Source organism: Sphingomonas sp. GW821-FHT04B01 (genome assembly GCF_059420425.1).
The window spans coordinates 52,192-72,930 of the sequence record NZ_JBWKTR010000012.1 but is presented as its reverse complement, the minus strand read 5'-3'; the positions used below and the strand labels follow the sequence as shown (position 1 = coordinate 72,930).

The window sequence follows — 20,739 nt, the reverse complement described above, 5'->3', positions numbered from 1 at the left end:
AAGCTCGCCTCCATCGTGGCGAGGCCTTCGTCGCATTCCTGAAAGAAGATCTGCTGGATCTCGTCGAGGTTCATCATCAATCCTTTCAGGCGGCCAGATCGCGATCGTCGTCGCCCGGCAGGCCGAGCGCCGCGTCGAGCCCGGCGAGCGCGATCATCCGCGCCAGCGCCTCGCTGGGCTGGTCGAGCCGGAAGTCCACGTCCTGTTCCGCCGCGGTGGCGCGGGCGCTGGCGAGCACCTGAAGGCAGGCGAGGCCCGCGCGCGTCACCTCGCTGCCGTCGAGACGGACCGGCTCACCGCGGTCGATGCGGTCGAGCAGCGCGATGCGCAGCGGGCCGGCCGCCGACGTATCGAGCGTCTCGGGGAGCAGGGAAGTGGCGGGCGAGGACATGCGGGTTCGACTTTCGATACGTTCGAAACGGGTTAGAATTCGGACCAATCGTCACCGGCGACCGCGACGGCGGTCCCCCGGCGCGACTGGCCGGCGAGGCGACGGCCTTCGTCGGCGGCGCGGCGTTGCAGACGATGGACGCGATTGTCGGTCGGCACCGCCTTCAGCGCCGGCTGGACCGGGCGCCCGGTGCGGAACCGCACCATCTGCGCGACCAGTTCACTGGCGTCGGCGGACAGGTTGCGCGCGGCGGCGGTCGCCTGCTCGACCATCGCCGCATTCTGCTGCGTGACGCCGTCCATCTCGCCGACCGCGACGTTGACCTGCTGCAAGGCGGTCGCCTGCTGCTCCGCGGCGGTGGCGATCTGCGGGACCAGCCCGCTGATCTCGCCGAACCGGCCGATCAGCCGCTGCAACGCCTCACCGGTCGCGCTGACCAAGGCGACGCCGGCATCGACCTGCACCGACGAGGCGGTGATCCGCGTCTTGACGTCCTTGGCCGCTTCCGCCGAGCGCTGCGCGAGCGCACGCACCTCGGAGGCGACCACCGCGAAGCCGCGACCGGCATCGCCGGCCCGCGCCGCCTCGACCCCGGCGTTGAGCGCGAGCAGGTTGGTCTGGAAGGCGATGCCGTCGATCACCGAGATGATCTCGGAAATCTCGTTGGAGGCGCGTTCGATCCCGCCCATCGCATCGACCGCACGGGAGACGACCTGGCCCGATTCCTCGGCCTCGCCGCGCGCCGAGCCGACGACGCCATTGGCGCGTTCGGCACGCGCCGCGGTGTCGCGGACGGTGACGGTGATCTGCTGCATCGCCGCCGCGGTCTGCTCGAGGCTCGCCGCCTGCTGTTCGGTGCGCTGCGACAAATCGTCCGACGCCTGGAGGATGTCGGCGGAGCCGCCGTCGATGCTCGCGGCGGCGTGATTGACCGCGGCGACCGCCGCCATCATTGCCTCCATCGCGGCGTTGAAGTCGCTGCGCAGCGCCTCGAACTCGGCCGGGAAGTCGCTGGTGATGCGGAAGGTCAGATCACCCTGCGCCAGATGCCCCAGCCCCTCGGCCAGCGCCCCCGCCATCGCCCGCTGGGCGGCGGCGGTATTGGCTTCCTCCATATTGCGGCGGAAGATCGCCATCGCCTTGGTCATCCGGCCGACGCAATCCTTGTTCTCGGTATGCTCGATCGGCGCCTGGAGGTCGCCCGCGGCGAGCGCCTCCATGCGCAGCACCGTCTGGACATAGGGCCGGCACATGATGCCGCCGGCGAACAGCGTCGTCATGCACAGCACCACGACGGTCAGCGTGGCGGCGGCGATGTCGATCGCCGGACTGGTGTGGATCACACCGGTCGCCGCGCCCGCCGTGATCCCGACCAGAATGGCGCCGAGCAGCGCCTGTATCCCTGCGAGAACGCGGAACTTGACGCGGATCGGCGCGCGTTTCTCGAACCAGCTCAACATCGGTAACGTCTCCATCGACGACCAGCGGAAACGGTCCGTCCGGTCCATGACGATGGGGGGTGGCAGCATCGACTTAACGCGACGTTGACCACCCATTTTGGGTGTAATCGGCCGATGGCGGCTCCGGCTGCGTGCGACGACGGATCCGTAGCCGGTAAGGCCGACGGAGGGACGGCGGCGCGTACGGTCGCGATGATCGTTACGATGATAGTGCACGCTGCCCCCCTTCCCTTCTATCTTCCTAGAGCGGACCGGCGGTGGCCGGTCGCGATGGCTTAGAATTCCGACCAATCGTCCGATGCGACCGCGACCGCGGTGCCACCGCCGCCGGTACCGGTGCGGCGCGCCGACCGGGCGATGCGGCGGCCGGCGTCGGCGGCACGATCCTGCAACTGATGCACCACCGGCACCGCGCGCAGCACGGGTTCGCCGGCGGTCAGCTTGAAGCGCGCGACCTGACGGGCGAGCTCGTCCGCCTCGGCCGACAGGCTGCGCGCGGCGGCGGTCGCTTCCTCGACCATCGCGGCATTCTGCTGGGTCACGCCGTCCATCTCGCTGACCGCGGTGTTGACCTGTTGCAGACCGGTCGCCTGCTGCTCGGCGGCCGAGGCGATCTGGCCGACCAGCGTGCTGATCTCGCCGATGCGGCCGATGATCCGGTCGAGCGCCTTGCCGGTCTCGCTGACCAGCTCGACGCCGGCGTCGACCTGTTCGGACGAGGCGGTGATGCGCGTCTTGACGTCCTTGGCCGCTTCGGCCGAACGCTGGGCGAGCGCGCGCACTTCGGAGGCGACGACCGCGAAGCCGCGGCCCGCGTCACCGGCCCGCGCCGCCTCGACGCCGGCGTTGAGCGCCAGCAGGTTGGTCTGGAAGGCGATGCCGTCGATCACCGAGATGATGTCGGAGATTTCGTTCGAGGCGCGCTCGATCCCGCCCATCGCGTCGACCGCGCGGCGGACGACCTGCCCCGATTGCTCGGCCTCAATGCGCGCTTCCTCGACGACGCTGTTGGCACGCACCGCACCCGCGGCGGTCTGGCGGACGGTCGAGGTGATCTCGTCCATCGCCGCGGCGGTTTCCTCAAGGCTCGCCGCCTGCTGTTCGGTGCGCTGCGACAAATCGTCGGACGCCTGGCGGATGTCGATCGCGCCGTTGTTGATGCCGCTGGTCGCGTCGGTCACGGCGCGCATCGTCTCGGCGACCGCGTCCAGCGCGCGATTATAGTCGACGCGCACCCGCTCGTAATCCGCCGGGAAGCTCTGCTCGATCCGGAAGCTGAGATCGCTCGCCGCGAGCCGCGTCAGCCCCTCGCCGAGCGTGCCGACGACCTGCTGCTGCGCCGCGGCGGCGGCCTGGACCGTTTCGGCATTCTGTTTGAAGACGCTGACCGCGCGCGACATCCGGCCGATGCAATCGCGATGGTCGGCGAACGGGATCGGCGTCTTGAGGTCACCCGCGGCCAGTTCCTCCATGCGGACGACCGATGCGACATAGGGATCGCTGATTACCTTGCCGCTGACCAGTACGGCGACGACCGTCACCACGAACAGGATGGCGGAGATGGCGACATAGGTCATTGCCGCCGCCGGCGTCGCCTCGGCAGCCAGATAGGTCGTCACGACGCCGGTCGCGGCCACGGTCCCGTGCAAGGCGAGCAGCGTCTTGAACTTGGTACGGATGGGCGCGTGATTGGCGAACCAGGTGAACATCTTCAGGTCCTTCGATGAAGGCGGACGATCCCGCCGATCCCGGCCTCTTCATCGTTTCGAATCAGCCTCTAACGTTCAAATTGGACCGAAAGTCTGAAGACCCCGTTAAATACGGCCATATTGAACCGACCTGTTACAATTATAGAACGGTCTGCAATTGATCGGCGGACGCAGCGGCGCCGACGGCCGATGTCATCGATCCGTCGCGCCATCGTCGCGGCGCTGTCACCGGCGCACGTCACCAGCCGCCTTGCACGCGCGTCAGGCGGCAGGGGATGACGAGATGATCGAACGGACTTGGTGGGTCGGCGTCGCGCCGGTGGCATTGCTGCTCGCGCAGGCCGCCGAAGCGCAGGAGATGCCGCAGGATACCGCCGCTGCGGTGACGCAAAGCGACGACACGCCGACCGGCGGCACCGGCAGCGACATCGTCGTCATGGGCTTCGGCCAGAGCCGGCAGGTGCAGACGGTATCCGCGATCGACATGGAACGGCTGACCCCCGGTACCTCGCCGCTGAAGGCGGTGGCCAAGCTGCCGGGCGTCAATTTCCAGTCGTCCGACGCCTTCGGCGCCTATGAATGGTCGACGCGCATCTCGCTGCGCGGCTTCAACCAGAACCAGCTCGGCTTCACGCTGGACGGCGTGCCGCTCGGCGACATGAGCTACGGCAACGTCAACGGCCTGCACATCAGCCGCGCGATCATCTCCGAAAATCTGGCGACGACGACGGTGGCGCAGGGCGCCGGCGCGCTCGGCACCGCCTCGACCAGCAATCTCGGCGGCACGCTGCAATTCACCAGCCGCAAGCCCTCGGATACCGCCGATCTCGTTGCCTCGGGCACCTATGGCAGCGACCAGACCTATCGCGCCTTCGTCCGCGCCGAGAGCGGCGACATCGGCGGCGGGCTGAAGGGCTATCTGAGCTATGGCTTCCTCACCACCGACAAATGGAAGGGCCAGGGCGTCCAGCGCCAGCATCAGGCCAATGCCAAGCTGGTCAAGGATTTCGGCGAGCGCGGCAGCATCACCGGCTTCGTCGATTTCTCCGACCGGCGCGAGAACGACTATCAGGACCTCAGCCTCGACATCATCCGCCGCCGCGGGCTGAACAACGACAACATCACCGGCAACTATCCGCTCGCGCTGCAGATCGGGCGGGTTTACGCCAATCAGCAAACACGTGCCGGCAGCGCGACGGCTGCTTTACCATATCCTTCCTCGGGTCTGTCGTTTCCGAACGGCATCGCCACCGTGGACGACGTCTATTACGATGCAGGCGGCCTGCGGCGCGACTGGCTTGGTGGCCTGACCTTCGACGCCCGATTGACCAGCGTTCTGTCGATCACGTCGACCAGCTATTATCACCATAACAAGGGGCAGGGATCGTGGATCACGCCCTACCTTGCCACGCCGGCAGGCGCGCCCAATGCCGACGGTTCACCGATCACCAACCCGGCGCCGCTCTCGTTTCGCACCACCGAATATGGCATCGACCGGGCCGGCAATCTGACGCGGCTGCTCGTCGAGACGGGAGCAAACCGTTTCGAACTCGGCGGCTGGTATGAAAGCAACACCTTCACGCAGGCGCGTCGCTTCTACGGCATGGCTGCCGGCAGCACCCCCAATCGCGAGACGCTGGCCTTCCAGTCCAACCCGTTCGCGACGCAATATAACGGCAAATACGATACGGAGACGCTGCAATATCACGTCGCCGACACGCTCGACCTCGGTCCGCTGACGCTCAACGGCGGGTGGAAGGGCATGCGGGTGCGCAATCAAGCGAACCTGCTCACGGGCGCGCTGGTCGCTGGCAAAATCCAGGCGCGCGATTGGTTCCTGCCGCAGGTCGGCGCCTTGTATCGGCTGGGTGGCGGCGTCGAGGCATTCGCCAGCTACACGGAGAACATGCGTGCCTTCGTTTCCGCGGCGACGGCGGGGCCGTTCGCGACAACGCAGGACGGTTTCGATGCGATCCGCTCGACCTTGAAGCCGGAGACGTCGAAGACCGTCGAGGGCGGCGTCCGCGTGCACAGCGGCGGCTTGCAGCTGTCCGCGGTCGGCTATTACGTCGACTTCGCCAATCGCCTGCTGACCTTTGCCAATGGCGCCGGCATCATCGGCAATCCGCCGACCCTCAACAACGCCGGCAACGTCGAAAGCTACGGTGCCGAGGCGTCGGCAAGCTATCGCATCGTCCGGCCGCTGACGCTGTTCGCCAGCTATTCCTACAACAAGTCGACCTATCAGGACGATGTCCGTAACGCCAAAGGCGTCCTATTGTCGCCGACCAAGGGCAAGACCGTCGTCGATACGCCCGAACATATGGTCAAGGGCGAGATCGTCTATGACGACGGCGGCATCTTCGCGCGCGCCGGCGGCGATTACATGACGAAGCGCTACTTCACCTATCTCAACGACCAGTCGGTCGGCGCGCGGCTGCTGGTCGATGCCAGCATCGGCTATCGGCTGCGCGGCCTCGGCGGCGTGCTGGAGGGACTGGCGATCGAGGGCAGCGTCACCAACCTCACCGACAAGCGCTACATCGCGACGATCGGCAGCAACGGCTATGTCGCCAGCGGCGACAATCAGACGCTGCTCGCCGGCGCGCCGTGCCAGTGGTTCGTCACGCTACGCCGCGGCTTCTGACCGGCCGGGCGTCAACGGGTGCCGAGCAGGCGACGATATTCCTGCTCGGCATGTCCGTAAGTGTCGCCGGCGAGCTGCATCAGCTTGCCGCGATCGCGTACCACGACGCGGCCGCGGAAGGCCCGGATCGCCTGTTCTTCCTCCAGCCGGTGCAGCGCGTCGGTGACGCTGCTGCGCCGCACGCCCAGCATCAGCCGAAATTCCTCGTGCGTCATGCAGATGTCGTCCTCGCGGACGCGATCGTGATAGAGCAGGATCCAGCGGGCCATGCGCCGCTCGATCGGGTGCGCCAGTGACGAGACGATCGTCCGCCCCATCTGCAGCATCAGCGTCTGGACGAAGCGCAGCAGCACGCTGCGCAGCCCGGCGCTCGCTTCCAGCGCGGACAGGAGCGCCGCAGCGGGCAGGCGCAGCGCCTCGCCGTGTTCGGCGCGCATCGTCACGTCATAGGGCGAGCGATCGTCGCCGAGCAGCAGCGGCCAGCCGATGAATCCCTCGGCGCCGACCAGAGCCACCGCATAGCGCCGGTCGCCTTCCAGCGCGTCGAGGATGCCGGCGATGCCGTCGTTGAGGAAGCAGACGCTGGCGATCCGCTCGCCAGCACGGGCGATATCGTCCCACACCGCGAACGACACGCGTTCCAGATGCGGGGCCAGCAGTGCCCAGTCCGCCTCGGCCAGTTGCAGCAGCAGCCGGTTGCTGGTGCCCCGATCCTGCGCGCCGATCACGCTCTTCAACCCCGTCGCCATCCGCCGTTTGCGTCCCCCGCAGCTCCGCCGGTGCCCTTTGGTCCGGTTCCGTACAGCAACATAGATTGATCCGGGTTGTTCCTCGACAGTAACAACAGGAGGAATCATGTCCGTCACCCGCACGTCCGCGCGCACCGCGACCGCCGTCGCCGTCGCGCTGCTCGCCTCGACCGCCGTCTGGGCGCAGTCCGCCCCCTCGCCGAGCGCGCCGCCACCGCCCGCACCGCCCGCCACCGCGACCCAGCCGCCCAAGGCGGCGCCCGACATGCAGGCGGTGCTCGACGCGCTCGCCGGGCTCGGCGGCAAGCCGATCGAGACGCTGACCCCGGCCGAAGCGCGCATGCAGCCGTCCGCCGCCGACGGCGCCAAGGCGGTGATGGCGAAGCGCGGCATGCCGACGACGCCCGATGCTTCGGTGACGACGCAGGAAAAGCCCTATGGCGCCGATCCCAAGCAGTTCGCGCGCATCTACAAGCCCGCAAACGCGCCTGCCGGCGGTGCGCCGCTGCCGGTGATCGTCTATTATCACGGCGGCGGCTGGGTGATCGCCGATGTCGATACCTATGATGCTGCGCCGCGCGCGATGGCCAAGGCGCTCAATGCGATCGTCGTCTCGGTCGAATATCGCCATGCGCCCGAGTTCAAATTCCCGGCGCAGCATGACGATGCCGCCGCCGCCTATCGCTGGACGTTGCAGAATGCGGCGAGCTGGGGCGGCGATCCCGCCAAAATCGCCCTCGCCGGGGAAAGCGCCGGCGGCAATCTCGCCGTCGCCACCGCGATCTACGCCCGCGACAATCGCCTGACCGCGCCGCTGCACGTCGTCTCGGTCTATCCGATTGCCAACAGCAGCAAGACGCTGCCGTCGCGTCGCGATTCGGCGAATGCCAAGCCGTTGAATGCGGCGATGCTCGACTGGTTCGGCTATTATTACCAGACCCGCGCCGCCGATGCGCAGGATCCGCGGCTCAACCTCGTCGCCGCCGATCTGCGCGGGCTGCCGCCGACGACGATCATCAACGCGCAGATCGATCCGCTGCGCTCGGACGGTGAGACGCTCGCCGCGGCGATGCGCAAGGCGGGTGATAAGGTCGAACAGCGCACCTTCCCCGGCGTCACGCACGAATTCTTCGGCATGGCGAAGGTGGTGCGCGGCGCCCAGGACGCCAACGCGCTCGCGGTCGCGCGGCTGAAGGCGGCGTTCGCCGCACCGGCGCGCACGCGCTGATCCCGACGCGGGGCGGAATCCTCCGCCCCGCGTTCCCTGCCCGAAGAGGAGACCTTCGATGACCGACGCCCCCATCCGCTATCGCCCCGACGTCGAGGACGTGCAGCCCGACGAAGGCGAGACGATCGCCGCGCTCTGCACCACCTTCGACACGATCCTGGAACGGACCGCCGAGGATTATGGCCACGCCGTCCGCTCGGTCCACGCCAAGGCGCACGCCCTGCTCGACGGCGAATTGACCGTCGATGCCGACCTGCCGCCCGAGCTCGCGCAGGGGCTGTTCGCCAGCGCCGGCACGCACAAGGTGCTGCTGCGCCTGTCGACCAACGCCGGCGACATCCTGCCCGACGCGATCAGTCTGCCGCGCGGCGTGGCGATGAAGGTGTTCGACGTCGAGGGCGCGCGACTGCCCGGTGCCGAGGGCAATGCGCAGGACTTCGTGATGGTCAACGGCACGGTGTTCCAGGCCAAGACCGCCGACAAGTTTCTCGGCAACCTCAAGCTGCTCGCCAAGACAACCGATCGGCTTGAGGGCACCAAGAAGGTGCTGTCGTCGGTGTTGCAGGGCGTGCGCGCGACGCTGGAGACGGTCGGCGTCGAGAGCGCGGCGCTCAACTCGCTCGGCGGCGCCCCCAATGCCGAACCGCTCGGCGAGACCTATTACAGCGTCACGCCGTTCCGCTACGGTGACTATATCGCCAAGTTCAGCCTGAAGCCGATCGCGCCGGAGATGACCGCGCTGACCGGCAAGACGATCGACGTCGACGGTCGCGAAGACGCGATCCGCGACGAAGTGCGCAGCGAAATGCGCACGATCGACGCCGCCTGGGAGTTCCGCGTGCAATTGTGCCGTGACCTCGACCGCCAGCCGATCGAGGATCCGACGGTGGAATGGGACGAGGACGAGGCGCCGTTCCACCGCGTCGGCATCGTGCGCGCCGCCGCGCAGGAAAGCTGGTCCGAGGACAACGTCCGCGCGATCAACGAGGAGAGCCGCTTCAGCATCTGGACGGGACTCGACGCGCACCGCCCGCTCGGCAACATCAACCGTGCACGCAACGAACCCTATCGCCACTCCGCCGACTTCCGCGCGCGGGTGAACGGCTGCCCGTATCACGAGCCGATGGGGGTTTAAGCGCCCCCAATCGGCTGGTGATAAGGCGTGGGCAACCCCCCGGAGTGACCCGGAGCCATACGTAACGTCTGATGTACCCCGGCCTCCGCCGGGGTACAGCGCCGCGAAAATGTCAGCGGCTGACGAACTGCTGCTGCGACGGCGAATAGCGTGCGCCGTGGATCTCGATCCCGGCCAACGCGTCGCCGATGCGGGTCAGATCGTCGCTGGTCAGCACCACGTCCGCCGCGCCCAGGTTTTCCTCGAGCCGGTGCAGTTTCGTCGTTCCTGGGATCGGCACGATCCACGGCCGCTGCGCCAGCAGCCAGGCGAGCGCGATCTGTGCCGGCGTCACCGCTTTCTCCGCCGCCAGCGTCGCGATCAGATCGACCAACGCCTGATTGGCCTGCCGCGCCTCCGCGGCGAAACGAGGCACGTTGCTGCGGAAGTCGTTGGCGTCGAACGTCGTGTTCGCGTCGATCTTGCCGGTGAGGAAGCCCCGGCCGAGCGGCGCGAACGGGACGAAGCCGATGCCGAGTTCCTCCAGCAGCGGCAGGATCTCCGCTTCCGGCTCGCGCCACCACAAGGAATATTCGCTCTGCAAGGCGGTGACCGGCTGCACCGCATGCGCGCGGCGGATCGACTCGACGCCGGCCTCCGACAGGCCGAAGTGGCGCACCTTTCCGGCCTGGATCAGCTCGCGCACGGTGCCCGCGACATCCTCGATCGGTACGTTCGGATCGACGCGGTGCTGGTAGAGCAGATCGATGTGGTCGGTACGCAGCCGGGTCAGCGCCGCATCGGTGACCGCGCGGATATTGTCCGGCCGGCTGTCGAGTCCCTCGGTTGCCACGCCGTTGGCAAAGCCGAACTTGGTCGCGATCACCACCTCGTCGCGCACCGGCGCGAGCGCTTCGCCGAGCAGATCCTCGTTCGCGCCCTGCGCATAGGCCTCGGCGGTGTCGAAGAAGGTCACGCCGCGATCGTGCGCGCCGCGCAGCAGCCGGATCGCCTCGCTTCGTTCGGTGGCGGGTCCATAGGCGTAGCTCAGCCCCATGCAGCCCAGCCCCAGCGCCGACACTTCGAGCCCGCGGCCCAATATACGCGTCTGCATCATTCGTCCTCCGATTGGTTCTTGCGCAAGATAGGCGGTCGCGGAGCGCGCGATTAGACAGGCCGCATCGCTTGAGCCTATGAATGCCGGTCATGAGTTCTGATCTGCGCCGCGAAGATCTCGCCAGCCTGGCGTTGTTCCTGACGGTCGCCGAGGAGCGCAGTTTCACCCGCGCCGCGGTCCGCCTCGGCCTGTCGCAATCGGCGCTGAGCCATGCGATGCGCCGGCTCGAAACGAAGCTGGGGCTACGGCTGCTGACCCGCACCACGCGCAGCGTCGCACCGACCGAGGCGGGCGAACGCCTAATCGAGACGCTGCGGCCCGCGCTCGACGCGATCGACGGCCGCATCGCCGCGCTGACCGAGTTGCGCGAGAAGCCGGCGGGCACGGTGCGGATCACCACCCCCGAACAGCCGGCGCGATCCATCCTGTGGCCGGCGCTCGACCGGCTCGTGGCCGCCTATCCCGACGTCTGCGTCGAGCTCGATCTCGACGCGAGCCTGACCGACATCGTCGCCGGACGGTTCGACGCCGGCGTGCGACTCGGCGAGCGGCTGGAACGCGACATGATCGCCGTACCGATCGGCCCGCGGCTGCGGATGGCGACGGTCGCCGCGCCGGACTATCTCGCCCGGCACGGGGCGCCGGCGACGCCGCACGATCTGTCCCGCCACGCCTGCATCAACCGGCGGATGCCCAACGGCAGCCTGTATGTCTGGGAATATGAGAAGGATGGCCGCGTGCTCAACGTCAAGGTCGAGGGCCGGATCGTCGTCAACGACGTCGACCTGATCCTGACCGCGGCACGCGCCGGCCATGGCCTCGCGCACGTCGTCGAGGATCGGGTCCTGACCCCGGTAGCCGACGGGTCGCTCGTCCGCCTGCTCGCCGATTGGTGCGCGCCGTTCGACGGCTATCACCTTTACTATCCGTCGCGCCGCCAACCTTCGGCGGTATTTGCGCTGGTGTTGGAAGCATTGCGGTATCACGATCCGTTCGCATAAGCGAACAGCGAACTGGCCGACGTTGGTAGAAACATGCGCCGAGCCGAGGCCTCTCGCAAATTTTTCACCTTTGCCGCCGGGGCTCTCCCCGGCAGCCGTGCTCGCGTAAACCCTTGAGACGCCGGTCCAAACTGCCGATGGCGGGACGCCACGATCGTCTAGCATCCGCAGGAAGCTGTTCAAAATCAACCACTTAGTTGAGTAAACGTTTGGCAAGGACGTTATGTCCATTTTTAACCAATCATTACGAAATGAGTCATAGCCGGGCACAACAACGTCAAGTGGAGCCCGCGATGTCCCTCGCCAAGAAAAGCACGATGTCCCTTCCCGGCGAGACCAGCGCTCGTGCCGGCGGCATGAACAGCAGCAGCGTCCGCCTGACCGCAGACGCCGAAAAGCGCCGCGCCAGGACGTTCGCCCGCCAACAGAAGGGCTCCGAGCGACTCGCCTCCGCCACCGCCGAACTGTCCAGCGGCATCGCCGAAGCCTCGTCGGCGTCCGAGGAACTGCGCAAGGCCGCCGAGCAGATCAGCGTCGGCGCCGAACAGGCCTCGGCCGCGGCGCAGCAGACGATGAAGTCCATGACGCTCGCCACCGACCGCCTGCGCGACATGAAGACGCGTGCCGACGGCTCGGCGACGCTGACCCAGGCGCTGGCCGACCTCGTCGCGACGACGGGCAGCGACGTCGCCAATTCGCTGAGCGCGATCGTCCGCGCCTCCGAGCGTCAGGAGGCATCGGTCAAGCTGGTCGAGGAACTCGACCGTCAGGCAAGCGCGATCGGCGAGGTGGTCAAGGCCGTGGCGCGCATCGCCGACCAGACCAACCTGCTCGCGCTCAATGCCGCGATCGAGGCGGCGCGCGCCGGCCAGCACGGCAAGGGCTTCGCCGTCGTCGCCGACGAGGTGCGCACCCTCGCCGAGACGAGCGAGAAGTCGGCGCGCGACATCCAGGATCTCATCGTCCAGGTGCAGGACGACGTGCGGCAGGTCGCCGAGGGCATCGAGACATCGGCGACCTCGGCGCGCGAAGAGGCACAGAAGGGCACGATCGTCACCGCGGGGCTCGACCGCATCCGCGAGGAGATGGCCGACATCCTGAAGGGCTGTACCCTGATCGCCAGCGGCGCCGAGGATGCCGTACAGGCGGCCAATGAAGCGCTGAAGGGCGCCGAGGTGATCGCCGCCGCCGCCGAGGAACAGGCCGCCGCCTGCCAGGAATCGAGCAACACGATCGAACAGCAGACCGGCGCGCTCGAACAGAGCGAACAGGCCGCGCAGGAACTCGGCCAGCTGTCCGAAGAGCTGAAGAACAGCACCAACATCAGCAAGAGCGCCGAGGAAGTCGCATCGGCTGCCGAGGAACTGTCGAGCGCGGTCGAGGAGATCAATCGCGCGTCGGTGCAGGTGTCGACCGCCCTGGAGCAGATCAATCGCGGCTCGCAGCAGTCCGCCGCCGCCACCCAGCAGTCGGCGACCGCGATCGAACAGATCGAACAGAATGCCAAGGCCGCCGCGCAAGCCGCCGCGTCCGGCGCCGAGAAGGGCGAGGAGATCGCCAGATTGCTCGACGAGAACAAGACATTGGTCGGTGCGATGATGCAGGGCGTCGCCGCATCGGTCGCCGCCGGCCGCAACAGCCGCGACCAGATCAGCGCGCTGGAACAGGTCAGCCGCCGTATCGACAAGATCATCGATGCGATCACCACCGTGTCGATCCAGACCAACATGCTCGCGGTCAGCGGCTCGGTCGAGGCGGCGCGGGCGGGTGAGTTCGGCAAGGGCTTCGCCGTCGTGTCGACCGACATCCGCAACCTCGCCCGCGATTCGGCGGAGAATGCCGAGCGGATCAAGGATACGGTGAAGAGCATCCAGGACACGATCGGCATCGTCCGCACCGACCTGCAGGACATCGCCGACACCGCCGCCGCCGAGGTCGAGAAGAGCCGGGCGATCTCCACCGGACTCGAGCGGATCGCCGTCGACGTGAGCGAGGTCGTGCGCGGCAACGGCGAGATCTCCGATGCCGCCGGCGAGGTCGCCCGCGCGCTCGGCGAGACCCAGATCGCGATCGAGCAGATCGCCACCGCCGCGCAACAGGCGGTGCGCACCTCGAACGAGGCGAGCAACGCCGCCCGCGAACAGGCGCGCGGCGCCGAACAGCTCGCCGCCGCGATCGAAGAGATCGCCTCGCTGGCCGACGAACTGCAGGCCGCCTGATCCCCGACCGCGACGAAAGGACGGGCGCATGACCGAGACGACGACGATCCCGGCGGAGGCCATCGCCTCCGCCGACTCCAATGCCGCAGACCATGACCGCGCTGGCCTCTGCCAGTTCGTGATCTTCCACAGCGCCGGCGAGATGTTCGCCGTGCCGCTGGAACAGGTGAAGGAGATCATCCGCGTGCCCGACGTGGTGCGGATGCCGCTCAGCCCGCCGGCGCTGATGGGGCTCGCCAATCTGCGCGGCACGGTGCTGCCGGTGCTCGACCTGCGCCATCTGTTCGGCCTGCCGCCGGTGCTGAGCGACGACGCCAGCCGCGTCGTCGTGCTCGATCACGGCCACCCGGTCGGCCTGATGGTCGATCGCGTCGCCAACGTCGTCACCGTCGAGCGCGAGCGGCTGGAGCCGGTGACGCAGATCCAAGCGACAATCGACACCGAATTGCTCACCGGCATGATCAAGGAGGAGGACGGCCGCGGCATCGTCATGGTGCTCGACGTCGCCAAGTCGATCGGCCGTACCTTTGCCGCGCAGGACGCGGCGCTGCGCTTCGCCGACGTCGCCGGGCCGATCGCGGTCACGCTCGACGACGTCGCCGACAACGGTGCCGCCGACGAGGACCAGTTGGTCAGTTTCGAGGTCGACGGACAGGAATATGCCTTCCCGATCGGCGAGGTGCAGGAGATCGTCCAGCTGCCCGCCGCGATCACGCAGGTGCCCGGCACCCCCGGCCACGTGCTGGGCGTGACGACGCTGCGCAACCGGCTGCTGCCGCTGGTGTCGTTGCGCACGATGTTCGGCATGCCGGTGGAGGCGTTCACCGACGCCAACAAGGTCGTCGTCGTCTCGCTGCCCGGCGAGCAGGACGGCGCGCCCCTGTCGGTCGGCGTCGTGATGGACAAGGTGAAGGCGGTGCTGCGCGTCGAGCGCGCGCTGGTCGAGCCGGTGCCTGCCGCGCTCCATTCGCAGGGCGGGCACAGCGATATCCGCGCGATCTGCCGCCTCGACGAGGGCCGCCGGCTGGTGTCGGTGCTGTCGGCGGAAGCGATGTTCGACGTCGACGAATTGCGCGCGCTGCGCGCCACGCAGGGCGATGCCGGTGCCGCAGCGGACGGTGCCGCCGAAGGGGATGCCACGATGAGCGATGCAACGACCGAAGACGCGCAATATGTGATCTTCCGCCTGATGGGCGAGGAATATGGCGTGCCGGTCGAGGCGGTGCAGGAGATCGTCCGCGTTCCCGACCAGCTCACCCACGTTCCCGGTACCCCCGATTTCGTCGAGGGCGCATCAACCTGCGCGGCACCGTGTTGCCGGTGATCGACCAGCGCCGCCGCTTCGACCTCGAAGAGGCGGTCCGGTCCGACCGCCAGCGGATCATGGTCTTCACCATCCACGGCCAGCACGTCGGCTTCATCGTCGACAGCGTGTCGGAAGTCGGCCGCATTCCCGAGGCGACGATCTCGGCGGCGCCCGATCTGTCGGGCAGCCGCGCCAAGGTCGTGCGCGGCGTCGCCAATCTCACCGCGCAGAACCGCATGATCCAGCTGCTCGACGTCGATTGCCTGATCGAGCCGGCGGCCGACGCGCTGCTTCCGCCGCACCAGCCGGCGCTCGCCGCCTGAGCCTGCCATGACCCGCGTCCTCGTCGTCGATGATTCCGCGCTGATGCGCCGCCACCTCGCCCAGCTCCTCCAACAGCAACCCGGCTTCGAGGTTCGCACCGCCCGCAACGGCGCCGAGGCGCTGGACCTCGTCGAGGCATTCGACCCGCAGGTCGTCACGCTCGACGTCAACATGCCCGAGATGGACGGCATCACCTGTCTGTCGCGGATCATGGTCGGCAGTCCGCGCGCGGTCATCATGGTCTCCTCGATCACCGCGGCGGGGGCGGAGACCACGTTGCAGGCGCTCAGCCTCGGCGCGCTCGACTTCGTGCAGAAGCCGGACGGCACGATCTCGCTGTCGCTCGACGAGATCGCCGCGCAGCTCGTCGCCAAGGTGAAGGTGGCGGCGAGCGCGCGGGTGCGCGGACGTGCGGGGATGGTCAAGCCGCCGCCCCCCGCCCCCGCGCCGCCGCCCGCACGGATGATGAAGGACGGCACCACCGAGCCGGGCCTCGTCATCCTCGGCGTCTCGACCGGCGGCCCGTCGGTGCTCGAGACGATCCTGCCCGCACTCCCGGCCACGCTGCCGTGGCCGGTGCTGGTCGCGCAGCATATGCCGAGCAGCTTCACCGGCGTCTTCGCGCGCCGGCTCGATGCCTTGTGCGCGATCCACGTGCAGGAGGTGCGCGCGCCGACGCCGCTGCTCGGCGGCAACGTCTATATCGCGCGCGGCGACGCCGACATGATCGTCGCCCGCCGCGGCGGCGTGCTCACCGCGATGTCGGTGCCGGCGAGCGAACAGCATGCCTGGCATCCCAGCGTCACCCGGCTGGTCGAGAGCGCCGCCGAGCAGGTGCCCGCCGACCGGCTGATCGGCGTCCAGCTCACCGGCATGGGCGACGACGGCGCGGAGGCGATGGCGCGCTGTCACCGCCGCGGCATGCGCACGATCGCGCAGGACGCCGACAGCAGCGCGGTGTTCGGCATGCCCCACGAACTCATCCGGCGCGCGGGCGCCAACCTCGTCCTGGCGAGCGACGCCATCGCCGGACAGATCGCCACCTGGCTCGCCTCGAACCGGCGCGCTCACGCGTCATAATCAACAGGATACGCACCGTGCCGCTGGTCAAAGCCCCTATCGATACCCCCGCCGAACCATCGTCCGCGGCGGCCTGTACGCTCGTCGATCTGGTCGATCTGCTCGCCTCGCCGAGCGGGGCGGACCGCCGCGCCGCGGTGCGCGGGCTGGAAGCGCATGCCGACGGCGTCGCCCCGCTCTGCGCCCGCCTCGCCGAGGAGCATGCGCCGAGCGTGCGCGAGGCGATCATGGCGGCGCTGATCCGGCGCCGCTCGCCGGCGGTGGTGACCGCGCTGCTGCCGTTGCTGCGCAGCGAAGGCGCGCCGCAGCGCAATGCCGCGCTGGAAGGTCTCGCGGCGATGCCCGACGAGGTCGCGCCGCACGTCGAACAGCTGCTGCGCGATCCCGACGACGACGTGCGCATCTTCACCGCGAACCTGCTCAGCGTGCTCCCGCACCCGCGCGCCGCCGCGTGGCTCGTCGCTGCGCTGGCCGACGCGCACGTCAACGTCTGCGCCGCGGCGATCGACGGGCTGGCGGAGATCGGCGACGAGACCGCCCTGCCCGCGCTGCTCGCTCTGCCCGACCGCTTCCCCGGCGACAGCTTCATCGCCTTTGCGGTGCAGGTCGCCGCGCAGAGGATCAACCGGTGCTGAGCGCCTCCAGATCCGCCGCCGCCGCCGCGCCGCCACCGGGCGCACCGGCCATTACGCCACAGGATTACGCCAAGTTCTGCGAGTTTTTCTATCGCAAGACCGGCATGATGTTCAGCGACACCAAGGCCTATTTCGTCGAGCGCCGGCTGCAGGATCGTATCCTGACGACGGGCAAGACGACGTTCCGCGAATATTTCACGCTGGTGCGCTTCGAGACGTCGGGCGTCGAGATGCAGCATCTCGTCAACGCGATGACGGTCAACGAGACCTATTTCTATCGCGAGGACTATCAGTTCGACGCTCTGGTCCAGCACGTCCTGCCCGAGATCGCCAGGAACCGCGCACCGGGCAAGCCGATCCGCATCTGGTCGCTGCCCTGTTCGACCGGCGAGGAACCCTATTCGATCGCGATGCAGATCCTGGAACATTGGCCGCAGGCCGATGCCTATGACATCCAGATCCTCGCCTCCGACATCGACAGCCGCGTCATCGCCGATGCCCGCGCCGGCATCTACAGCGACCGCGCGCTCCATCGCCTCTCGGCGCAGCTCAAGGGCAAGTATTTCACGCCGCACGCCGAGGGCTTCCGCATCTGCGACGCGCTGCGCCAGTCGATCGACTTCACCGTCGTCAACGTGTCGGACGCGATGGCGATGCGCCGGTTCCGCGACATCGACGTGATCTTCTGCCGCAACATGCTGATCTATTTCGACGACGTGTCGCGGCGCGAGGCGGTCGAGACGCTTTACGACAGCATGCGGCCGGGCGGCGTGATCTGCCTCGGCCATTCGGAGAGCATGAGCCGCATCCAGTCGATGCTCGAACGGATGGGGGTCAATATCCGCGGCGACACGATGCGGACGCAGAACGTCGCCGCCGTCTCGGTGACCGCGACCCTGCCCGCCTTCGCGCGCGCCGGCAGTACGATCGACGTGCAGATCGCCGCGATGGGCGACGCCACCAGTCTGCAGGGCGGCCTGCTGCTCGTCACCTCGCTGCGCGGGCTTGACGGGGAGATCTATGCGGTCGCACAGGGGCCGCTGTCGGTGTCGGGCTTCCGCGCGCAGGGCGCCGCCGCCTCGATCAGCCGCGGCGTGACCACCTCGGCGCGCATCGCCGGCGGGGCGATCGTCGAACGCGAAGTGCCCTATTCGCTGCGCACCGCGACGACGCTGAAGCTCGCGCTCAAGAACCCCGATTTCACCACCGCCTTCCGCATCGCCGAGGTGATCAACCGTCGCTTCGACCGCGTCGCGCGGGTGCTCGACCCCGGCACGATCGAGCTCGCGCCGCCGCCAGGCTCGGTGGATCACGTCATCGATCTGGTCGCGGGGATCGAGGAGCTGCCGGTCGAGGTCGACCTGCCCGCCCGCGTCGTCATCAACGAGGCGTCGGGGACGGTGGTGATGGGCGCCGACGTGCGGATCAGCCCGGTCGCGATCGCGCAGGGCGGGCTGACGATCAGCATCGCCGAGACGCCGGTCGCGTCGCAGCCCGGCCCCTTCTCCAACGGCACCACCGAAGTGCTGCCGCGTACCCAGATCGGGGTGAGCGACGGCAACGGCCGCGGGCTCGGCGTCCTGCACAATGCGACGTCGCTGGTGTCGCTGGTCGCCGGATTGAACGCTTTCGGGGTCAGCCCCCGCGATCTGATCACCGTGCTCCAGGCGCTGCGCACCGCCGGCGCGCTCCAGGCGGAAATCGAGGTACAATGATGGACAACAGTCTTTCCGCCGCTTTGCCCGCCGCGACGCCGGCGCCGCAGCCGATCCGCAAGGCCAACGATCCGGCGGCGACCGCGCAATCGTTCGAGGCGGTGTTCGTCGGCCAGATGGTGCGGATCATGATGGACACAGCGCCGTCGGACGGGCCGTTCAGCGGCGGCCATGGCGAGGAGATGTTCCGCGGCGTGCTCGCCGAGAAGATGGGCGACGCGATCGCACGACGCGGCGGCTTCGGCCTCGCGCCGGCGGTGCTCAACCAGATCATCGCCTTGCAGGAGGGCGGCGCATGATCGACCGGCTGACCGACGTGCTCGACTCGCTGCTGATGCTGATGGAGGAGGAGACGCGGCATCTGCAGGAAAGCCCGTTCGGCGCGGCGCTGCCCGAGCTGGCGGCGACCAAGGTGCGGCTGGTCGGCCAGCTCGAACAGATGACCGCCGCTTACGGGCGCAGCACGGTCGACTGGAACCGGTCGCTCGACGAGGCGCAACGCGCGCGGCTCGAGGAGCTGCTCGCGCGGCTGGAGCCGATCTCCGCCGCCAATGCCGCGGCGCTGGAGCGGCAGATCGATCTGTCGGTGGAAATGATCGGCGCGATCACCAGCGAGGCGAAGCGGCTCGCCGGGCGCGCCACCTCGACCTATGGTGCGCAAGGTCATCTGTCGCGCTTCGATCCGACGATGCCGATCGCAATCAATTCGAGCTATTGAGCGCGCGCCGATGCTCGCCCGTCCTATCCCGTGCCGGACCGTGGTGGCGTCAGTCGAGCAGCACCGCGACGACGGTACCGACATCGGCGGCGTCGAGCGTGTCGAGCTCGATCTCGCGGTCGGGATTGACGCTGTAGCCGATCATCCGGCCCTGGCGATCGAAAGTGACGACCAGCAGGCGCAGCCCGCCCGCCTCGCGCACGACGGCGAGCCCGCCGGAGGAAGGGAACCGGTCCGGATCGACCACCACGATCGCATGCGCGGGCAGCGCCGGCCCCAACGTCGCCCGGCAGACGCGCAGGCCGTAGCTATTGGGCTGGGCATGGCGCGGCGCCTCGACGGTGCGGCCGACCGGCACGCGTTCGACCAGCCCGTCGGCGAGCGGCGCGCCGAACACCGGCACCAGCCGCACGGTCGCGGTCTCGGACCGTTCGATCGCGGCCAGAACGGCGGCATCCACCCCGTCCGGCGACGTCGCGGCGGACGCGACGCGCGGCGGTTGCGCGGCCTTGACGCGAATCGCCGCCGGCTGGGCGGGATCGTGCAATTCCTCGCGCAACAGCGCGACGCGGGCGCGCGTCTTCTCGATCCGCGCCGCGCTGCTCGCCGCGGCGGGCAGATAGGCGCGCAGCGTGCCATCGGCATCGGCCCGCGCGACATGCGCGCGCAGGCTCTCCGCATCCGTGACGTCGAGCAACTGGCAGACCGCACGCACGGTCTGCGCGTTCCAGCGCCCGAGCGGCTTGTAGCCGTTCTCCAGCCGCGACAGGATCACCGGCGCGATGCCGAAGCGGCGTTCGACGTTGACGATCGACAGCGACCGGTCGGCATCGCGCCGCGCGCGGATCGCCGCAGCGAGCAGCACCGCAAAGCGATCCTCGGCGATCTCCTCGTCAGTCAGGTCCTGCAATTCGGTCGCCCATGCGGCGATGTCGAACGCCGGATCGTCGATATCGAGCAACAGATCCTCGGGCGCGACGCGCATCGCCATCGCGATGCTGCGCAATTCGCTGGCCTTGGCGACGACTTCGCCGCGTTCGATCTTGGAGAGGCGGACATAGGGGATGTCCGGCAATACGGCCGACAATCCGAGCAGCCTGGCGAAGCCCTGTTGCTTGCGTAATTCGCGCACGGCATTGGGGAAGACGATCGAGCGATAGCGGTCGATATCCGGACCGTCAGCGCTAACCCCTTGTGCTGCCCCGGCTTCTTGCTCTCGGACACTGTCTGCGTGGCTCATCGGCGCAGCTTGTGCCCGAATGTGTGCGCGCTGTCGATCAGCGCTCACGGCCATTCCGGTGCGATTCCCGTATGATCGGGCACGGC

The 20,739-nt window shown here is 68.4% G+C and carries 18 protein-coding genes and 1 pseudogene; 13 read left to right on the top strand and 6 right to left on the bottom strand.

The genetic code is table 11. The annotated features are described in order from the left end of the window. Nucleotides 1-85: 85 nt before the first annotated feature. From AC07UH_RS19850 to AC07UH_RS19840, 3 genes are all read right to left on the bottom strand, one after another. Complete coding sequence (locus AC07UH_RS19850) at nt 86-391, bottom strand: STAS domain-containing protein (RefSeq protein WP_038661682.1); 306 nt, start codon at nt 389-391, stop codon at nt 86-88. Between the two features lie 32 nt (nt 392-423). Then, entirely contained in the window at nt 424-1,851 is a 1,428-nt protein-coding gene (locus tag AC07UH_RS19845) for a methyl-accepting chemotaxis protein (RefSeq protein WP_495181905.1), read from the bottom strand. 275 nt (nt 1,852-2,126) lie between these two features. Continuing rightward, a complete protein-coding gene (locus AC07UH_RS19840; protein WP_495181904.1) occupies nt 2,127-3,560 on the bottom strand; it encodes a methyl-accepting chemotaxis protein in 1,434 nt (477 codons plus the stop codon). A gap of 283 nt (nt 3,561-3,843) precedes the next feature. Between AC07UH_RS19840 and AC07UH_RS19835 the strand changes: the two genes are divergently transcribed. Continuing rightward, a complete protein-coding gene (locus AC07UH_RS19835; protein ID WP_495181903.1) occupies nt 3,844-6,207 on the top strand; it encodes a TonB-dependent receptor in 2,364 nt (787 codons plus the stop codon). A gap of 11 nt (nt 6,208-6,218) precedes the next feature. On the opposite strand, the gene AC07UH_RS19830 is transcribed toward AC07UH_RS19835, so the two are convergent. Then, nucleotides 6,219-6,956: a Crp/Fnr family transcriptional regulator gene (locus AC07UH_RS19830; RefSeq protein WP_495181902.1), complete on the bottom strand. Its 738-nt coding sequence runs from the start codon at nt 6,954-6,956 to the stop codon at nt 6,219-6,221. Nucleotides 6,957-7,062: 106 nt separating this feature from the next. Here AC07UH_RS19830 and AC07UH_RS19825 point away from each other — a divergent pair, with 106 nt between their 5' ends. Then, a complete protein-coding gene (locus AC07UH_RS19825; protein WP_495181901.1) occupies nt 7,063-8,184 on the top strand; it encodes an alpha/beta hydrolase in 1,122 nt (373 codons plus the stop codon). Between the two features lie 58 nt (nt 8,185-8,242). Next, the gene (locus AC07UH_RS19820; protein WP_495181900.1) at nt 8,243-9,319 is read left to right on the top strand and encodes a catalase family protein; all 1,077 of its coding nucleotides are present in this window, start codon (nt 8,243-8,245) and stop codon (nt 9,317-9,319) included. A 112-nt stretch (nt 9,320-9,431) separates the two neighbouring features. Here AC07UH_RS19820 and AC07UH_RS19815 read toward each other — a convergent pair whose 3' ends face one another. After that, nucleotides 9,432-10,412 carry an aldo/keto reductase gene (locus AC07UH_RS19815; RefSeq protein WP_495181899.1) on the bottom strand — a complete coding sequence of 327 codons (981 nt, stop codon included), beginning with the start codon at nt 10,410-10,412 and terminating at the stop codon, nt 9,432-9,434. A 104-nt stretch (nt 10,413-10,516) separates the two neighbouring features. Here AC07UH_RS19815 and AC07UH_RS19810 point away from each other — a divergent pair, with 104 nt between their 5' ends. The 10 genes and pseudogenes from AC07UH_RS19810 (at nt 10,517) to AC07UH_RS19765 (ending at nt 19,413) form a co-directional block, all read left to right on the top strand. Beyond that, nucleotides 10,517-11,416, top strand: coding sequence for a LysR family transcriptional regulator (locus AC07UH_RS19810; protein WP_495181908.1), 900 nt, complete (start codon nt 10,517-10,519; stop codon nt 11,414-11,416). A gap of 317 nt (nt 11,417-11,733) precedes the next feature. Next, entirely contained in the window at nt 11,734-13,635 is a 1,902-nt protein-coding gene (locus AC07UH_RS19805) for a methyl-accepting chemotaxis protein (RefSeq protein WP_495189947.1), read from the top strand. A gap of 28 nt (nt 13,636-13,663) precedes the next feature. Continuing rightward, a complete protein-coding gene (locus AC07UH_RS19800) occupies nt 13,664-14,959 on the top strand; it encodes a chemotaxis protein CheW (protein ID WP_495181897.1) in 1,296 nt (431 codons plus the stop codon). After that, nucleotides 14,947-15,264 (top strand): chemotaxis protein CheW, encoded by a 318-nt coding sequence (locus tag AC07UH_RS19795; protein WP_495181896.1) that lies wholly within the window; start codon nt 14,947-14,949, stop codon nt 15,262-15,264. The genes AC07UH_RS19800 and AC07UH_RS19795 overlap by 13 nt, the downstream gene beginning before the upstream one ends. 7 nt (nt 15,265-15,271) lie before the next feature. Beyond that, nucleotides 15,272-16,345, top strand: coding sequence for a chemotaxis-specific protein-glutamate methyltransferase CheB (cheB, locus tag AC07UH_RS19790; RefSeq protein WP_495181895.1), 1,074 nt, complete (start codon nt 15,272-15,274; stop codon nt 16,343-16,345). A gap of 17 nt (nt 16,346-16,362) precedes the next feature. Continuing rightward, nucleotides 16,363-16,980 carry a HEAT repeat domain-containing protein gene (locus AC07UH_RS19785; protein WP_495181894.1) on the top strand — a complete coding sequence of 206 codons (618 nt, stop codon included), beginning with the start codon at nt 16,363-16,365 and terminating at the stop codon, nt 16,978-16,980. Beyond that, a pseudogene (locus AC07UH_RS19780) lies at nt 16,974-17,225 on the top strand (hypothetical protein); the annotation flags it as partial. The gene AC07UH_RS19785 and the pseudogene AC07UH_RS19780, both read left to right, overlap by 7 nt. Continuing rightward, nucleotides 17,211-18,695: a flagellar basal body P-ring protein FlgI gene (gene flgI / locus AC07UH_RS19775; RefSeq protein ID WP_495181907.1), complete on the top strand. Its 1,485-nt coding sequence runs from the start codon at nt 17,211-17,213 to the stop codon at nt 18,693-18,695. The pseudogene AC07UH_RS19780 and the gene flgI, both read left to right, overlap by 15 nt. After that, entirely contained in the window at nt 18,695-18,994 is a 300-nt protein-coding gene (locus AC07UH_RS19770) for a rod-binding protein (RefSeq protein WP_495181906.1), read from the top strand. The genes flgI and AC07UH_RS19770 overlap by 1 nt, the downstream gene beginning before the upstream one ends. Next, a complete protein-coding gene (locus tag AC07UH_RS19765; RefSeq protein WP_038661700.1) occupies nt 18,991-19,413 on the top strand; it encodes a flagellar export chaperone FlgN in 423 nt (140 codons plus the stop codon). The genes AC07UH_RS19770 and AC07UH_RS19765 overlap by 4 nt, the downstream gene beginning before the upstream one ends. Nucleotides 19,414-19,462: 49 nt before the next feature. Here AC07UH_RS19765 and AC07UH_RS19760 read toward each other — a convergent pair whose 3' ends face one another. Further along, nucleotides 19,463-20,653, bottom strand: a complete 1,191-nt coding sequence (locus AC07UH_RS19760) for an XRE family transcriptional regulator (RefSeq protein WP_495189948.1) — start codon at nt 20,651-20,653, stop codon at nt 19,463-19,465. Nucleotides 20,654-20,739 lie beyond the last annotated feature (86 nt).

Excerpts from the sequence above, each read along its gene's own strand:
- AC07UH_RS19765 (WP_038661700.1), top strand. The coding sequence starts at position 18,991 with ATGATCGACCGGCTGACCGACGTGCTCGACTCGCTGCTGATGCTGATG.
- AC07UH_RS19820 (WP_495181900.1), top strand. The coding sequence starts at position 8,243 with ATGACCGACGCCCCCATCCGCTATCGCCCCGACGTCGAGGACGTGCAG.
- AC07UH_RS19815 (WP_495181899.1), bottom strand. The coding sequence starts at position 10,412 with ATGCAGACGCGTATATTGGGCCGCGGGCTCGAAGTGTCGGCGCTGGGG.
- flgI (WP_495181907.1), top strand. The coding sequence starts at position 17,211 with ATGCAGCATCTCGTCAACGCGATGACGGTCAACGAGACCTATTTCTAT.
- AC07UH_RS19760 (WP_495189948.1), bottom strand. The coding sequence starts at position 20,653 with ATGAGCCACGCAGACAGTGTCCGAGAGCAAGAAGCCGGGGCAGCACAA.
- AC07UH_RS19850 (WP_038661682.1), bottom strand. The coding sequence starts at position 391 with ATGTCCTCGCCCGCCACTTCCCTGCTCCCCGAGACGCTCGATACGTCG.
- AC07UH_RS19840 (WP_495181904.1), bottom strand. The coding sequence starts at position 3,560 with ATGTTCACCTGGTTCGCCAATCACGCGCCCATCCGTACCAAGTTCAAG.
- AC07UH_RS19800 (WP_495181897.1), top strand. The coding sequence starts at position 13,664 with ATGACCGAGACGACGACGATCCCGGCGGAGGCCATCGCCTCCGCCGAC.
- AC07UH_RS19825 (WP_495181901.1), top strand. The coding sequence starts at position 7,063 with ATGTCCGTCACCCGCACGTCCGCGCGCACCGCGACCGCCGTCGCCGTC.
- AC07UH_RS19835 (WP_495181903.1), top strand. The coding sequence starts at position 3,844 with ATGATCGAACGGACTTGGTGGGTCGGCGTCGCGCCGGTGGCATTGCTG.
- cheB (WP_495181895.1), top strand. The coding sequence starts at position 15,272 with ATGACCCGCGTCCTCGTCGTCGATGATTCCGCGCTGATGCGCCGCCAC.
- AC07UH_RS19805 (WP_495189947.1), top strand. The coding sequence starts at position 11,734 with ATGTCCCTTCCCGGCGAGACCAGCGCTCGTGCCGGCGGCATGAACAGC.
- AC07UH_RS19845 (WP_495181905.1), bottom strand. The coding sequence starts at position 1,851 with ATGTTGAGCTGGTTCGAGAAACGCGCGCCGATCCGCGTCAAGTTCCGC.
- AC07UH_RS19770 (WP_495181906.1), top strand. The coding sequence starts at position 18,695 with ATGGACAACAGTCTTTCCGCCGCTTTGCCCGCCGCGACGCCGGCGCCG.
- AC07UH_RS19830 (WP_495181902.1), bottom strand. The coding sequence starts at position 6,956 with ATGGCGACGGGGTTGAAGAGCGTGATCGGCGCGCAGGATCGGGGCACC.